This is a genomic window from Vibrio penaeicida (genome assembly GCF_002933855.1).
Taxonomy (GTDB): domain Bacteria; phylum Pseudomonadota; class Gammaproteobacteria; order Enterobacterales; family Vibrionaceae; genus Vibrio; species Vibrio penaeicida_A.
Genome location: NZ_BFAQ01000024.1, coordinates 49,434 through 66,640, shown reverse-complemented (window position 1 = coordinate 66,640; position 17,207 = coordinate 49,434). Strand labels below are relative to the sequence as shown.

The window sequence follows — 17,207 nt, the reverse complement described above, 5'->3', positions numbered from 1 at the left end:
CTTAAATACTCATCTCGTTGACTTGCTGGTCTAATAAACCCGAACTCTCTTGGGCTTGCAGATGCTTATGGAGCTCAGCAATGGTTTTTAAATTAAACAAATGGCTCAGCTCGACACGTTGGTGACAAACCGATAATTGGTTGATCTGACTAATGACTTTAATGGCGTTAATGGAATTGCCGCCGATTTGGAAAAAGCTGTCGTGAACGCCAACGCGCTCTAACCCCAACACCTGAGACCAGATGTTGCACAGCGCGATTTCCAACTCACTTTCTGGGGCGACGTAACCACTGGATTCCACCCATTCCGGTTCAGGCAGCGCTCGGCGGTCGAGCTTGCCGTTTAACGTTAGAGGGATGACTTCAATCTGGTTGAAGGTAGCGGGCACCATGTAATCCGGTAGATGAGCATTTAAGCTGTAGCAGAGGTCATCCATGCTGAGTATTTGGTCACTCACAAGGTATGCGGCAAGATACTTGTCGCCTTCTTTTTCTCGGTCAATAACGACGGCTTGTTGCACCCCATCAACCGCCATGAGCGTGGCTTCAATTTCACCCAACTCAATCCGGTAACCGCGTATCTTCACTTGGCTGTCATTACGCCCGATGTATTCCAGCTGTCCATCGTGACGCCAGCGTACCCAGTCTCCGGTTTTGTATAACCGTTCACCCTGTCCTTCAATTGGGCTGTCGATGAACTGCTCTTCCGTTAGGGTGTCTCGGTTGAGGTAGCCTCTCGCCAATCCTGCGCCCCCAATGTGCAGCTCACCGGGAACACCAATTGGGCACAGCTTTCCATTGCTCGAAAGGACATAGCATCGCTCGTTACTCAGCGGTGTGCCGATAATGTGGGCGTTACCCGATTGGTATCGAGATTGGGTACTCCAAATACACGCTTCAGTTGGGCCGTACACTTGAATGACCTCTTTAAAGCGCTGCGACAAGCTTTGGTAAATTGCTTCCGAGCCACTTTCGCCGCCGACAATAACGGTCACGTGAGACAAATCGAGAGCTTCTGGCAACGCCACTTGCAACACTGACCACACTGAAGGGGTAAGCTGTAATACGTTGGTCTTGCTGGCATGCTCGGATAAAGTTTCCGATGCTTGGTGGATATCCGACAGATGAACTGTTCCACCTGATAAGAGTGGTAAGCCGTATTCCAAGCCAAAGATGTCAAAGGTGTATTGAGTGAGGCTGACTAAGGAAACAGGCTGCGCCTGGACAGACTGATGATATTGATGAATGAAATCGGTGTAAGCCGAATGCGGCATCATTACCCCTTTGGGCTTACCGGTGGTGCCTGAGGTGTAAATGATGTACGCGAGGTCCTCACCTGAAACCGTCAGGTTCAGGCTCTCTGATGATTGGGGATACGCGTTGTCTGCCAATACTAGCTCGGGTAGCTGCGGCAAATCACTTAACCAACCATCCAGCTGGCTAAGGTGCGTTTGCTGAGTCAGTACCAGCGGTGCCGCCGTGTCTTCCAAAATAAACTGCGTGCGCTCTTTCGGGTATTCCGGCGATACGGGGACATACGCCCCGCCCGCCTTGAGCACCGCTAAAATGCTCACCACCATGTCGACGCTTCGGTCTAAGTACAAGGCAATCGGTGTGTCTGCCGTCAGTTCACGCTCGTAACGAATCACATGCTGTTGGCGAAGAGTGTGTGCAAGCTGGTTGGCTTTCTGGTTCAACTCTTGATACGTCAAATGCTGGTCTTGATACGTGAGTGCCACTGCATTCGGTGTAGTTTGCACTTGCGCTTCAAACAGCTGATGCCACGTTGGCAAGGAAGGCGCAGGCGATTGTGTGGTATTCCAGTCGTGGATAAGCCTGTTTTGCTCAGTGCTATCAATCACATTGATATGGTGATGGCTTTCATCGCTCTGATGAGCAACAAACTGCAATATGCTCTCCAATTGCGTAAATAACCTTTCGACTTGGCTTATTTCCATCAGCGACTGATCAAAGCCTAGCTGAATCGACAACGAACCTTCTTTCTCGTAGGCCATCACCGAAAATGGGTAGTCCATTTTATCGGACCAACTTCTCGGTGTACTGTCTGCCGAAAGCCCAGTTGGAGACACATCATCGAGAGATGGGTAGTTTTCAAAAATAAACAAGCTTTGGAAAAGGCGCTTGCCGTCTTCTTGCAGATCGGCCAATGCAATTCCACTAAAGCTATTGAGCTCAGCGATACTTCGATGAATGGAAGTGAGTGCTTCGGCAACTGTGAGGGAATCGGTCCAATTGACGGCGAGTGGCAAGGTATTGATGTATAAGCCGACGCTTTCTTCAATCCCATCGATCGGAACATCTCGCCCCGAAACCGTGGTTCCAACAATGGTTTGAACGTCTTGCGTGTAGATTTGAATCAACTTATGCCATGCAAACTGCAGTGCCACGTTGAGTGTTACGTTATGCGATTGGCAAGCTGATTTGAGCCGTTGGTAAGCTTTCCCACTAATACGCTTTGACGCTTGCGCAGGTGTCACAAGCGACCTGAGACTATCGAGTTCCTGTGACTCTGGCAGAAATACGCCAAGGTCATTCGGTTGACTCAATGAACTGCGTTTTTCCGACCAATAACGTGTGGTTTTATCACGTTGTGCCATGCGGTGCATTTGCACTTTGCCATACACCGACTCTTCCACTACGTGTGGCACTTGCCCTGCACTCAGTGCGTCGTAGTATCTGTGAACTGCTTTGAGCAAAATTGGGTTGCTCCAGCCGTCGGTAATGCTGTGATGCGCGGTTTGAATTAGGGTAAAAGCACTGTCACTGCGTTTGATTATCGCTACGCGCATCAGGCCAGACACGGTCAGGTCAAAAGGCTTCTCACGCTCAGCAGATTGTAGAGCGATGATGGCGTCATGGTGTTCGTCTTCTGGGAGGTCCGCCAAACTTAAAGAGGTGAATTGGCGTGAGGTGATACCCGCCTCTTTTCCGATCACCTGAACCATTTCCCCTTCCCAGTGGAAAGCGATTCTAAGCGCTGGAAACGCGAATGATGCGAGCTCCCATGCTTTAAAATAACGGTCAACATCAATGGCACGGTCATAATCCACCAGCACTTGGAGACGATAAGCATCATCTTCAGGTTGGCTGATGTGATGATATACAAACCCTTGCTGCAAACTGCTTGCTGGATAAATAGCCGCTATGCTCGATAAACCATACTGGCGTGACTGACCAATATGCTCCAATTGCGATTGGTGCAATCCTGCACAGCCAAAATCGCTCGCCGTATTCACGCCCCCTCGCTTGGCCGTTTCTAGGCTTTGCTCTAACACCTGATGTAAAGATGTGTCGAATGCATGGCGAAATGCCATGGTCTGAGTTGGCGACAATTGAGAAATGATGTCGAACTGCAGCTGCCCATTAAAGACACCACCATTGATGTTCAGTAAAGCGCTGTCACGGTTACCTTCTCCAATAACATTGCCACTATCTTCATTCACCACTTCCCACATCGACCCGTTTCCTGTGGAGTCCAATTGCCCGAGGTAGTTAAAATAAATCTTCGGCAACGCATCATGAGAAAACGTGTGAGAAAACGCACCAAACCCAATGCCTTTATTGGGGACACGGCGCAAAGTTTCTTTGGTTTGAATAATGGTGTGTTCGAGATCGTCTGCCGCCTCTAATCGCAGCGGATAAGCCGTGGTAAACCACCCTAGTGTGCGAGAAATATCGAGAGCAGGGTCGATCGCTTCGCGCCCATGCCCCTCAAGCGTAATGTGATTAACTGACTGCCCCGCAACGGCATTCAGCGCAAGGCTTAACGCACTCAGAAGCAAATCATTGATTTCGGTGTTATATCCTTGATGCGCCTCGTGCAGCAGCAAATGCGTTTCTTTTAACGGAAACTCGATTCGCGTTGTCGACGTATTTTCGGCAATAGCAGCACCAGAAGAGTCGCTTTGCGGAGAAGGCAGTGTCTTTGTATCTGATAATACATCTTGCCAATAAGGCAGCTCGGCTACATGGGTCTCCCTATATTGCTCCACCGCGCGTACCCATTGGCGATAGCTGCTTCCTTTCTGCGATAGCGTATTGTCAGACAACAACGTCTCTAAGTCCTCTGCAATGATTCGCCACGACACCGCATCTATAATCAAGTGGTGAAAAGCAAACCAGAGGCGGGCTTCACCTTCGGGGTAACCTGTTAGATACGCCGCTCGCCATAACGGACCATTTTCTATATCGAAATCGCTCTGCCAAGTTGTGAGCTGTTGCGCTACGTCCATTTCTGCCGCCACATTCAACTCATGCACTTCTAATTTTGGTAATTCTTCAGTCCGGCAATAACGCTGCTTGATACTGCCTTCGTTAATGTCAAAGCGAATTCTCATGGCATCGTGGTGGACACTCAACTGGAATAACGCCGCCTCAAGAGCAGGTTTGGAAATACCAGCGGGGACACGTAGCGTAAAGGCTTGATTCCAATGGTGTGGGTTTGCCAGCGCTTTGTTGAAAAACCACGTCTGAATAGGCAATAGCGAGAATTCACCTTCCAGCTCTCCTTGCTCAGTGTTGAGCGTTTGCTGAGGTTTATTGTCCGCCAATACCAGCGCCAATTGCTTAACCGTTGGCGCATCAAACATGTCTTTCACTTGAATATGAAAACCCGCTTTACGGATTTTAGAGACAAGTTGAATGGCGATGATGCTATCGCCACCAATACGGAAAAAGTTGTCGTTCACACCGATACTTTCAATGCCTAAAACTTGCTTCCAAATACTGCAAAGTTCCAGTTCTATGTCGCTATCAGGCGCGACATAATTGTTCTTATCGATGAATTCAGGTTCTGGGAGCGCATTGCGATCCAGCTTTCCACTGCTCGACAATGGAAAGTCTTTCATCGGAACAAACGCCACTGGCACCATATATTCAGGTAGGCGAAGTGCCAAATAGTCGCTCAATTCTCCGTATGTCAGCGCTTGATGGCCGATATCAGGTGAATTGGTATGGGGATGTTGAGCAGATGAGCTAAGGTGTGAATCAACATCATGCAATGCATGGCTTGAGACATTCACGGCGTCTTCACTGAAGAACAAATGTAAGGCGCCCGCTTGCTCAGATTCCGTTGCCAGAAATACTTGTAATGTTAACCCTTGCTGCTCCGCCATTAGATGCAAAGCTTCAATGGAAAGCGCGTTTTCGGTAGAGAGCGGTCGTTCCGCTGACGGATTACCCATTACGCATTGCTGTACATCCCAGACTCGCGCATCTGGATAATGCTTTATCCAAACTCCACGTTCAGACGAAGCCAACAAACTCGGTAAATCGAGTTCGCTTGAAAACTCAACCGAATCAAATTCACTCAATTCAATAGAATTGTTATTGGCTACTTCGACGCCCTCTGCACCGTTTTTCTTAATGCGAACAATGACATCGTATCGAAAGCGATTCATCTCGTGATCAGCAAAACCACGTTTAGGAAGCACTTGAACCGCATCAACCGCTGGGTGCTGCATCAATGCGAGAAAATAAGTCGGAGAAATCGCGAGTTCCGTTTCTTTCGATGCTAACCAAGTTGCCTGTTTGACTAACTGAGCGATGGCTTTCTCCGGATTCCGATGAGCAAGAATGGAAAGGTGGAAAGCCCTTAGTAACCGTTGATCTCTTATATCACCAAAGAATAGGTTGCCTTCACCCTCAATGCTTTCAATGGCTTGCTCGATCACTTTGTCGAGGTAGCCAGCATTAGGAAAATATTGAGAAACCGAATTCATCACCACTGTATCAACACGTTGCTCTAACGCGGCACTAGCCACCTCGTCGGCTGGGCAAGTGACAAATTCAGATTTATGCTCATACCCCAACACTTTTGCCGAAGAAGACAAACGATTCATCGCATTTGATGAAAAATCGGTGGCTATATAGTGGGTGCAAGACGGCAATAACGGATAGAAAATCAAACCGGACCCCGAGCCAATTTCTAATACGGAATGAGGGTTTAACCCCTGAATCCGAGTCACCGTAGCATCGACCCATTCTTTCATTTCTTCCGGTGGGATAGGCAATTGCGTAAACGAGCTTTTCCAGCCTCGGATATCGAACTGATTAATGGTCTGATTATCCTCTTTGTATTCCGCTTCATAAACGCTCTTCCAAAGCGCCACGCCTTCCTGCTCCTGATTGGAAGAAGAGGTAGGAGCGTGTTCCACGTAATACCCTACTAGTGCCTTTTCACCTGCGCCCTCAACGGTATGAACGCACGATGCTTTGATTCTTGGGTGCGCTTGCATCGCCGCTTCAATTTCTTCTAACTCGATACGGTAGCCGCGCACTTTGACTTGGAAATCGTTTCTTCCCAAATACTCGATGTTTCCATTCGGCTGACGTCTGACTAAATCACCGGTTTTGTAAAGCTTGTTTAGACCTTGCGCTATCTCTTCTTTGGTCGCAAATGGGTTGTCGACAAAGCGTTCTTTTGTCAGGTTTGGTTGGTTCAAATACCCCTGTGTGACGGCAATACCACCTATGTACAGCTCGCCGGGTAACCCTTCAGGGCATAGCTGAAGATGCTTAGAATGAGGGTCCATGACCAATAAACGCACATTTTGAATGGGTCGGCCAATGGGCACGGTTTCCGTTTCATTCAGTAAGCAATCGTACACACTGACTTCTATCGAGGCTTCCGTTGGGCCGTATTGGTTATGCAAGGTTGCGCCATGCTCATTTATCGCATTGAACAGCCTAATGTGTTCGGGAGTTAGCGCTTCCCCACTGCAAAAAACACGACGCACGGAACTCGGTATCGATTGGTTAGCGTGAGACAGAAAGTGGCTAAAGCCTGTTAGCATGGGAGGTACAAAGTGAGTAACCGTCACCCGATTTTGCGTCATGATGTGATGCAGCTGCTCCGGTGATTGATGCGCTTTTGGCGGCGCCATCACAATCGCTGCACCTGTCCAGTTCGCCCAAAGCAGTTCCCACACCGATACGTCAAACGTGTAAGGCGTCTTTTGCAACACTCTGTCGTTGGTACTCAACGGAAATTGGTTTTGCAGCGCTTCTAAACGATTGACCACGCCCTTATGCGGCACCATTACCCCTTTTGGCTGACCCGTTGTGCCTGAGGTATAGATGATGTAAGCCATATCCGAGCTACTGACAGCTGCGTTTACGTTTTCATAATTTTCGTTTGTGCGATCGCTACCTTCATCGATGGAGACACTTTCAGCAGGTAAATCCTCGCAGACACCGAGTAAATCGTTTTGCCACCTTTCTTGCGTTAGGATCAGCTGCGCTTGAGTATCTTCCAATATGTAACGCGTACGCTGCGTAGGATTATCGGTGGCAATGGGTACGTAAGCACCACCGGATTTCATGACCGCCAAAATCGCGATAACCATTTCCAAGCTGCGGTCTAGATACAAGGCGACAGGGGTATTAGCCGCAAGTTGCGTTTGATTTCGGTTTAAGTGATATGTTCGGATTTTATGGGCTAACTGGTTCGCTCGCTGATTCAATTCTCGGTAAGTAAGCGAATCTTGTTCAAAGATCAATGCCGTGTTGTCAGGGGTTTCCTTCGCCTGTTCTTCAAATTTTTCATGCAATGTTTTGTGTTCAGAATAGCCGTGCTGGGTGTCATTCCATTGGTGATAGACATCGTTTATTTCCATCGGAGGTATCAGGGATATCTCCCCAATTGGTAACGTCTCTTCCATATGGCTTTGCAGTATTCGCTCAAATATCGCGGCAAACTGTGCCACCGTGGATTCATTGAACAGCGACGGTTTATAGTTAAATGACACGCGTATTGAATCGCCTTCATCCCGACAGACTAAGCTCAAATCGTAGCGGTTTTGGTCGTTCCCCAAACGCACTTCACCATACGGTTCCCACCCTTCCACACTGTGTTGGCTTCCTAGCTGGCTTTTATGCTCTCGAAGCAGAAACAACGTTCTTGCCACTTGCCCATCTTGGCTGGCTTTCACCATGCCAAGCTCTCGGTTGATTTGACCTAGAGACAGCTCGCTGTGGTCTATCGCTTCAATCACACATTGCTGAACTGACTGCTTCACGCTTGAAAAGGTGTCGTTTTGGTTCAAGCGAACTCGCAGTAATGCCTCTCTGGCAAAGAGCCCGATAAGGTGCTCCAGCTCGGAGCGATTCCGGTTAGTGAACGCTGAGGCTATGGCAACGTCAGTTTGACCCGTTATTCGGTGCAGCAAGACACCAAAGGTCGCCAGCAATAGGGAATACAGCGAAGTACCTGTCTGTGTACACTCGCCCTTTAACCAACGAGTCAAACGGGTAGGTAAAACGTGTTCATATTGAGTAACTGACACATCGTTGTGGATACCTGGCGTACGGTCGTAAGGTAACGCTAAGTCGACGTCGCAACCCGCCAGTTGCGTTTTCCAGTAAGCAAGATGAGATGCTCGCTTGGCTTTCTGCGGTTCTTGCTGCATCCAGTGGGCGTAGTCTGCCGGTTGAACTGGAAGTGCGGGTAAGGCTTCACTTGTCTCTTCAGGGTGCTGTTCGCTGTTTGAATGCAAATAAAAGTGGAAGAAGTCACGCTCGAAATGCGCAATGGAGCCACCATCAAAGATAAGGTGAGAGAAAACAAACACTACTTTGCTTTCAGTATCGCTGCATCGGATGATGTGCACGCGAAACATAGGACCGGTGTTGACGTTAAACGCTTCTGCAATATCTTGCTGAATCACCTCATCCAGCGATAGAGCTGCGACATCTTGGTTATGATCAGATAAATTCGTTTCGCGGATTTCATATTGTACATTGGGCAATATTCGCTGCTTTAACTGCCCTTCTTCGTTCACAAATACGGTTCGTAGGCTTTCATGGCGCTGTATTAAGCATGACATGGCACGGCGAAGCTTGGTGACGTCAAAATGTTCTTTAGAAGAAGAATGTTCAACGGAATACATGCAGGGGATGTTGCTGGTAGAGGTCGCATTGTGCAGGCTTTCAAGTACCCACATGTCTTGCTGTAACTCAGAAACCGGAAATGTGTTGTCACTGCCCTGTCGGTTCAATGCTTCTATGCCATTTCCTGTGCGGCGCTTACGCTGCGCGAGCAACTTTTCCCGTTGCTTTTGGGAAAGCGAAAGCCTTCCCTTTCTTTCACCGTTCATATATTGCCTACTGTGTTTGCTTCGTTTTATTTATTCTCTAGATGCTTGGGTATAGCGTTATTCTTCCGATGCCATTAGTGCTTCTATTTCTTCTTCACTCATCTCTGAGATAATCAGATCCTCAATTAACCGCGATAGAGACTGAACAGTATTCCCCCGTGTAATGAAGTCTGAAAAGGTCACTTCGATGCCCAGTTCAGCCTCAATCCCACTCAATAGCTGAATGGCAAGCACCGATGTCCCGCCCAAGTCCATAAAGCGCTGGGTGCAGCAAATTTGGGGACGAGCCAATACTTCACACCAAATACGATGGATTTCTTCTTCAATATCGGTTTCTGGCAAAATTAGGGGTTGCGAGGCGTCGGGCGTTGGGTTCGTTTTTTGCGAGACAACGTCCGTGATTGTACGTGGTGATAACTGCGCTAACGCTTGGCGATCGACTTTGCCATTTTCTGTCATGGGTAATGACTCTACCTGCTCAATGTACGTAGGGATCATGTAGCTGGGTAATGCGCTGGAAAGCTGCTGCCGCAGTGAATTGGCATCAAAGGCAGAGCTAACGACAAACGCAGCCAACTGCCCTTGGTAAGACTGTGATGACAACACCACAACACCTACTTGCTGCACGCTTGACTGGGCAAGTAGGTGACTTTCGATATCACCAAGTTCGACTCGATGACCATTAATTTTCACCTGATGGTCGATTCTGCCAAGACACTGATACGACCCGTCCGGATTGGCTCTCCCTAAGTCTCCCGTTTTGTAGACCTTGCCTTGTGCTGACGGATGCTCGATAAAGCGTTGCGTCGTCAATTCAGGGCGGTTCCAATACCCTGCGGTGACCCCTTCCCCTGATATGCAGATTTCACCCACATCGCCTTGAGACACTTCTGTGTTGCTATCACCCAGAATGAGAATTTGGGTGTTTAGGATGGGCTGACCAATATCGATTTGATCTTTGTGCGTCACATCTTGCACGGTCGACCAAACCGTGGTTTCGGTTGGTCCGTACATATTGAAAATGCGCGCTTGGGTGACTGACTGGAGCTTTCTAAGCAATGTGACAGGAAATGCTTCACCACCGACCAATAGGGTATTAAGCCCAGCTAGAGCCGCTTGAATTCGAGGTTCATCAATCATCACACTGAGATGAGAAGGGGTGATTTGAAGTACATCCACGTTGGAAAGCGCTTCGGAAAGTTGAGAAATGGATTTGCGCTCGTCATCCGAAATCAAATGAACGGTCAGTCCCTGCAACAGTGCGACCAGAGATTCCAAAACAAAAATGTCAAAACACACGGTTGTTAAAGACGCCATGCTACGCAGTTCGCTTAAACCAAGGCATTCTTGCATCCCTGATTTAAAATTAGCCACATTGCCATGAGTGACACAAACGCCTTTAGGCTTTCCAGTCGAACCTGACGTATAGATAAGATACGCCAAATCGGTTGCTGCGCCTTGGTGGCATTCAAGCCGTGGATTGAGCGACAAAGAATCCGCCACTAATGCGACATCCACTGCCAATTCACTTTGCACGGTTCCGAGCATTTTGGTGCCGCTGTCATCGGCGATGACCAATCGACACATGCTGTCGTTTAACATGTGTTCTACCCTTGATGAAGGGTAATTTAAATCTACAGGTAAATAAGCAGCACCAACCTTAAGCACAGCTAACATGGACACGAAAACGTCTTCTGAACGCTCTAAAAGAATGGCAACCACATCGCCTGCTTTTACCTGCTTATCTATCAGTAGGTTGGCAAGTCTATTGGTTCTTGAATTTAGCTCATTAAAACTGACTTCTTTATTTTTAAAAACGATCGCGCACTTATCACCGGATAAACGAAATCGTTCTTCAAATAAATATTGAAGGCTTACGCCTTGCCCAATATCATTTTTCATACTCATTTCATGTAACCTCATTAATTACAGAGTGTATATTTCACGTGCGACAGAAATACAATATTAAAAGTGAATCACTCGTGACTCTTTTTTTTCAACCGACGCATGAGTAGTGCTTTTTTATTAATGCTGGTCTTTGATTTTGTCTTGGGTTTATCTGAGGTGTCTGCAACCATGCTGCTTGGGTGAGGTATATATCCACCACCTGATTCCAACAATTTCTGTACTCGCTGATGAACCGCTTCGAAGGGCTGCTCTTGAGACGTTAACTCGGCTAATGACTGGCAATGCTCTAACACGCTTTTTGAGCCTAACTCCTCCATCGCTTTCAAAAGATGGACCGTCGTCCATTCAGCTTGGGGCAAAAAACGGGCAACTTGTTGGGCTTCTAACTTCCTTGCATTATCAGGGCCGTCCGTCATATGAGCCAATACCAGTTGTGACACACCAGCCCTCACGCATTGCGCACTAGAGCCAATCCCACCGTGGTGTATCACTAGCGAACAACGTGAAAAAACATGCTCAAATGGGAGCTTTCTTGCTCGAATACATTGCTTAGGTAACTCGCTAGGCAGCATATGATCATGTTCCGTCACCACAATTGCGGGGCGATTGGCTTGCGCACAAGCGTCGATGGCGGTTCGGTATAGATCTTTTGACACTAGCTGACTTGTACCACCTGTAATCAACACGGGTTTAGGGTTCGTGAGAAAAAAGTGCTCGACCGCTTCAGGCAAAAGGCCACGAGGTTTCTCAATGTTAGTCGATTTCTCAATAGTTAAAGGAAAGCCCACATGCGATATATCCAATTTAGAATCAAAGGCTTCGTTCGAGAACCAATTAGGCCAAAAGCCAAAATTGTGTACGCTGGAAAATTGGTAATCCTGCCAAGTTGTTTGCCCGTCAAGCTGGAGAAGTGCCCTAAAATCATTCACTTCTTTGTCTAGTGTTGCTTTAAATGCTTGATTGATCAGTGCCATATAACTCAAGTTACTGGGCGCAAGATAAACGCTAATAAAAGGCAATTGATGTATTTCGGAAAGGTGCATGGCAGCTATGCTGGATCGGCAACGCCCAATGAGTATGGTGCCGGGTTCGTTCGCGTATTGGGCGAGGATATTGAATTCTTTCAATCGCCTTTCTGGGCTGAGATACTTCTGCCTGAAATGCTGGAACAGCTCTGGTTGAGAAAAAGGCTGTAGGAAGTCAGGCAAGCATTCTTGGAGCTGATGATACGAATCTTCATTTTCCCATGGCGTAAAATTCACCCCAGCGTCTTCTACCCATTGTTGGTATCCATAATGGCTAAAAATACGGACTGAGTGTCCCTGTTCTTTCAAATATTCAGCTAATCGGATAAAAGGGATGACATCCCCACCTACCCAATGAGTCGATATTAATATATTCGCCATATGATGATATCAGCCAGTATTTAGTATTATTAAAACCAATACGCGAGTATTAATTTGATTTATTTTTTACTGCGAAAAATATCATCAATGGAATTGTGGTTACATTAAGATTGGATAAATTTTAGACTCAGTTAACAATTATAAATCGAGTAAAAATATATTTATCTTATTTGAGATTTATCTACTGGATTATGTTAGAGAATAAGGACATTAAATAAATGACATAGATTCAGATCAATATTTAAAAATAAATATTAATGTAATTATGGTTTAATTGACTTAGGTTATTTTATTGTTCTTTTAATTAGTAAATCAAACAATAAACACCTTCATCAAATAATTTTTTAATCTATGCGTTTGAATATAGCTCTCTATCGCCGAGCCAGCGGTCGATTATCGCTTGAGCCTTGTTTGGATATTGCTCGTGTAGATGCCTTGCAATACGCTGCACTTCAGGTATCAGCTTTTGATCTCGCACCAAATCGGCAATTTTAAAATCCGCTAAACCGGTTTGTTTGGTACCAAGCAGTTCACCTGGGCCTCTAATTTCCAAATCTTTCTGTGCAATAACAAATCCATCATTACTTTCACGCAACACACCTAAGCGTTTCTGGGCTGTTTTAGAAAGTGGAGAATGATAAAGCAGCACACAATGGCTTGCGACCGATCCTCGCCCTACTCGACCACGAAGTTGGTGAAGCTGCGCCAAACCCAATCGCTCTGGGTTTTCTATGATCATCAAACTGGAGTTAGGCACATCAACCCCCACTTCGATTACCGTGGTCGCCACCAGTAAATGCAGTTCGTTGTTCTTAAACTGAGCCATGATTTGCTGTTTTTCTGCAGGCTTCATGCGCCCATGTACCAAACCAATGTTCAACTCGGGTAGTTGAAGTTTAAGCTCCTCTGCCGTATCAGCAGCCGCTTGAGCTTCTAGCACTTCAGATTCATCTATCAGAGTGCACACCCAATACGCTTGTTTCCCTTCTAGGCACGCATTTCGAACTCTGTCGACAATGTCCTTTCGACGCGTATCCGGAATCGCGACCGTTTGAATCGGCGTTCTTCCTGGCGGCAGCTCGTCAATCACCGACGTTTCTAAATCGGCATATGCCGTCATTGCGAGTGTGCGGGGAATGGGAGTGGCAGTCATGATCAGCTGATGAGGGTAATACCCTTGCTTGGTTCCCTTTTCGCGTAGTTCCAACCTTTGATGGACACCAAAACGGTGCTGCTCATCAATGATGACTAAAGAGAGATCTTTAAACTCCACGTGCTCTTGAAACAAAGCATGGGTTCCTACCACCATTTGTGCATCGCCACTGGCAATGTCGGCTAATTCCTTTTCTTTGGCTTTACCTTTCAACTTGCCTGCCAGCCAGCCGACTTTGATGGGCTTACCATTGAACTCGATTTGCTCAAACCACTCTGTAAAATTGATTGCATGCTGCTCTGCCAACAACTCAGTGGGCGCCATTAATGCCACCTGATGACCGTGTTCCAGCGCTCGTACTGCCGCCAAGGCTGCCACCAGCGTTTTCCCTGATCCCACATCGCCTTGTATTAATCGCATCATTGGATGCGGCTTTTCCAAGTCTTGCTCAATCTCGTTAACCACCCTTTGCTGCGCACCGGTTGGGGTGAATGGTAACAAATCCAGCAATTGCTGTTTCAGTTGGTTCACTGCGGGTAATGGCAGTGCTGCGTCTATTTGTGTTTTACTGCGCACGGCAAGCATGGATAAATTCTGCGCCAACAATTCTTCTAAAATCAATCGTCTTTGTGCTGGGTGTTCACCGGCATCAAACGCTTCTAAATCTATTGAAGGAGAAGGTCTGTGAATAATGTGCAGCGCTTGCCCCATGGTCATCTGATTGTTATAGAGACCACTTGGCAACAATTCGGTTACCGACGCTTTATCTAAGAGTTCTAATGCTTGATCGGTCAAGTTGCGCAGGGTGATCTGCCTGAGCCCTTCCGTCGTTGGGTAAACGGGGGTTAATGTCGGCTCAGTTTCCGCTTTTTGGTCGGGGGCATAAAAGGTGTAATCGGGATGGATGATCTCCAACCCATGACCGCCACGCTTTATCTCTCCATAGGCGTGAACCAATTTTCCGTTAGAGAAGTTATTCTTCATGCCCGCGGTAAAGTTAAAAAACCTTAAGGTAACCGTACCGTTGCCGTCACTGATCTTTACCGTCAGCATTTTGCGACGTCCAAAAATGGTGTCTACGCCCATCACCTTTCCTTGCACCGCCGCCCATAATCCTGGGTGAACCTTCGCCATGGGATAAACGCGGGTGCGGTCTTCATAACGGTAAGGCAGATGAAACAAGAGATCCTGAACAGTGTTCAGCCCGACTTTGGCTAACTTTTCTGCCACTTTTGCGCCGACACCAGATAGTTCTGTTAGTGGAATGGCAGACAGGAGTTGCGACATAAAAAAGTCTCTCTTGATTCTAGAAAAGTAAACGTGGATTCAGAGAGTTAGTTTGACGCTCATTGGAAAAATCTTCAAGAGCAAGGCAAGGAATCAGAAACATAAACGAAAAACCCCGCAATCGCGGGGCTAATGTCCGTTTGGAGAAGAGTATTTTTGGGGAGCGCTTATGTACCCAAACGGAAAAGCACTTACTGTTTTTTCGCTACAGGGAAGCTAATTTGAACTTTCAGCCCCCCTTCGCTGCGGTTATTCACCACCACCGAGCCGAAATGCTGGCTCATGATACGTTTAACGATCGCCAACCCCAACCCAGTGCCTTCGCTGCCGCGCGCAGTATCGCCCCGAGTAAAAGGTTCAAACAACTTCGCTATCTGGTCTTTTTCGATTCCTGGCCCGTTATCTTCTACGCATACCCACGTCAGCTTGTTGTCGGCTGTCATACCCGAACTCACTTTCACCCAACCATTACCATAGCGAACAGCATTCACCACCAAGTTGCTGACGGCGCGTTTGATCGCGATTGGGCTACCTAACACAGGCTTATTCGGTTCTTGTAGGTCCGTTTCGATAGGGATTTCGTAACCCCCTTCCGATCCGGCCACGTCTTTTGCAATGTCGTTAAGATGCACAGGAGCGAATGAATCCGTATTTACGGGTTTCAAATAATCCATAAACTGGCTGATGATCTCATTACACTCTTCAGTATCACTGATGATCCCTTCAGCTAAATACGCATCTTCAGGCGACATCATTTCCGTCGCTAGTCGAATTCGAGTAAGAGGAGTACGTAAATCGTGACTGATCCCAGCCATGAGAAGTGCTCTATCCCCTTCTAGCTCTTGAATACCACGAGACATTTGGTTGAACGCTTTTGTCACCGCTTTAATTTCGGTTGCTCCACGCTCTGGCAGTGGTGGTGGAATTTCACCTCGCCCAACGTTTGCGGCCGCTTTTTCTAATGCCATTAGTGGGCGGTTTTGCAAACGAATAAACAACCAACCACCCGCGATAATCAACAATGCCCCAATAAGGCTGTTGCGGAAAAAGGGCGCGAAGTCTTCTTCTTGCAGTTCCGACAATGGAATCCGAATCAAATACCCTGATAAAGACTCGATTTTCACCCATAACACGTAGCTTTCTTCCGACAAGATAAGGCGAACGTGCGTTTCTCTGTCGAGGGCGGCGCTCATTTCTTCACTCATCAAATCGATTTCTGTGGCTTTGTCATACTCCTCGACGATGGCTTCATCAAGCGTATGCATGGTTACCCCAAGCTGCTCCAGCAGTTTACGACGCTGTGGCGCTTCGAGCACTACGCCTGACTCGATCTCAACGCTTTCATCCAGCATGAGGTTCATTTCGTAGGCAAGAATACGGTTGAACTGCTGCAAGCTAGGCAAGAGCGCGTAATTGAAAACAGCAAAGTAGGAAAAAACCTGACTGGCAATAAGTAAGGTAAGGAATAGGACTATGCTTTGAGTACGGGAGCTGCGTAATCGCATCGAGGGCTCCTTTCGGAAGTAGGTGAGATGTGTTATCGGTTAAAAAAGATAGGGAGTAAAGTGATTATCTTTACTCCCTACTCATGTCAGTTTTGAGCGTTACATTTCTTTGCCATCTGGGACAAAGACATAACCTAATCCCCAAACCGTTTGAATATAGCGTGGGCGACTAGGATCTTCTTCCAGCATACGGCGTAAACGGGAAATTTGAACGTCAATAGAGCGTTCCATTGCCGAGTATTCACGGCCACGTGCCATGTTCATAAGTTTGTCACGCGACATTGGCTCACGCGCATTGGTCACGAGCGCTTTAAGAACCGCAAACTCACCGGATGTCAGTGGCATAGGCTCTTCACCACGGAACATTTCACGCGTTCCAAGGTTCAATATGAATTCACCGAACTCGATAACCTTATCTTCAGCACTTGGTGCGCCCGGTGCTTCAATCGTCTGACGACGTAAAACAGCGCGGATACGAGCAAGCAGCTCACGGGGGTTAAATGGCTTAGGTAGGTAATCGTCGGCACCGACTTCCAAACCAACAATACGGTCTATCTCATCGCCTTTTGCTGTCAGCATTAAGATAGGCAGCATGTTGTTGGCATTACGCAAACGGCGACAAATGGACAAGCCATCTTCACCCGGCAACATCAAGTCCAATACCATTAGGTGGAAGTTTTCGCGTGTTAGCAGACGATCCATCTGTTCACTGTTGGCGACACTACGCACCTGAAAACCTTGCTCAGATAAATAGCGCTCTAACAAAGAACGTAATCGAGCATCATCATCTACCACTAGTATTTTGTAGTTCTCTTGCATAGATCTTACTTCCG

The 17,207-nt window shown here is 47.3% G+C and carries 6 protein-coding genes; all 6 read right to left on the bottom strand.

Features of this window, described 5'->3' with window-relative positions; all coding sequences use genetic code 11:
- Window position 1: 1 nt before the first annotated feature.
- Window positions 2-9,115: a non-ribosomal peptide synthetase gene (locus VPNCDNU1_RS14455; RefSeq protein WP_104400971.1), complete on the bottom strand. Its 9,114-nt coding sequence runs from the start codon at window positions 9,113-9,115 to the stop codon at window positions 2-4.
- A gap of 57 nt (window positions 9,116-9,172) precedes the next feature.
- Window positions 9,173-11,023, bottom strand: coding sequence for a non-ribosomal peptide synthetase (locus tag VPNCDNU1_RS14450; protein ID WP_167404799.1), 1,851 nt, complete (start codon window positions 11,021-11,023; stop codon window positions 9,173-9,175).
- A gap of 68 nt (window positions 11,024-11,091) precedes the next feature.
- Entirely contained in the window at window positions 11,092-12,429 is a 1,338-nt protein-coding gene (locus VPNCDNU1_RS14445) for a glycosyltransferase (RefSeq protein ID WP_104400969.1), read from the bottom strand.
- Between the two features lie 349 nt (window positions 12,430-12,778).
- Window positions 12,779-14,869 (bottom strand): ATP-dependent DNA helicase RecG, encoded by a 2,091-nt coding sequence (recG, locus tag VPNCDNU1_RS14440; protein WP_104400968.1) that lies wholly within the window; start codon window positions 14,867-14,869, stop codon window positions 12,779-12,781.
- 191 nt (window positions 14,870-15,060) lie between these two features.
- Window positions 15,061-16,374 carry a two-component system sensor histidine kinase EnvZ gene (gene envZ / locus VPNCDNU1_RS14435; protein ID WP_104400967.1) on the bottom strand — a complete coding sequence of 438 codons (1,314 nt, stop codon included), beginning with the start codon at window positions 16,372-16,374 and terminating at the stop codon, window positions 15,061-15,063.
- Between the two features lie 99 nt (window positions 16,375-16,473).
- Entirely contained in the window at window positions 16,474-17,193 is a 720-nt protein-coding gene (gene ompR, locus VPNCDNU1_RS14430) for an osmolarity response regulator transcription factor OmpR (protein ID WP_101115675.1), read from the bottom strand.
- Window positions 17,194-17,207 lie beyond the last annotated feature (14 nt).

What these genes read in the sequence shown, in the direction of transcription:
- VPNCDNU1_RS14455 (WP_104400971.1), bottom strand. Translation starts at nt 9,115, where the DNA reads ATGAACGGTGAAAGAAAGGGAAGGCTTTCGCTTTCCCAAAAGCAACGG.
- VPNCDNU1_RS14445 (WP_104400969.1), bottom strand. Translation starts at nt 12,429, where the DNA reads ATGGCGAATATATTAATATCGACTCATTGGGTAGGTGGGGATGTCATC.
- ompR (WP_101115675.1), bottom strand. Translation starts at nt 17,193, where the DNA reads ATGCAAGAGAACTACAAAATACTAGTGGTAGATGATGATGCTCGATTA.
- recG (WP_104400968.1), bottom strand. Translation starts at nt 14,869, where the DNA reads ATGTCGCAACTCCTGTCTGCCATTCCACTAACAGAACTATCTGGTGTC.
- VPNCDNU1_RS14450 (WP_167404799.1), bottom strand. Translation starts at nt 11,023, where the DNA reads ATGAGTATGAAAAATGATATTGGGCAAGGCGTAAGCCTTCAATATTTA.
- envZ (WP_104400967.1), bottom strand. Translation starts at nt 16,374, where the DNA reads ATGCGATTACGCAGCTCCCGTACTCAAAGCATAGTCCTATTCCTTACC.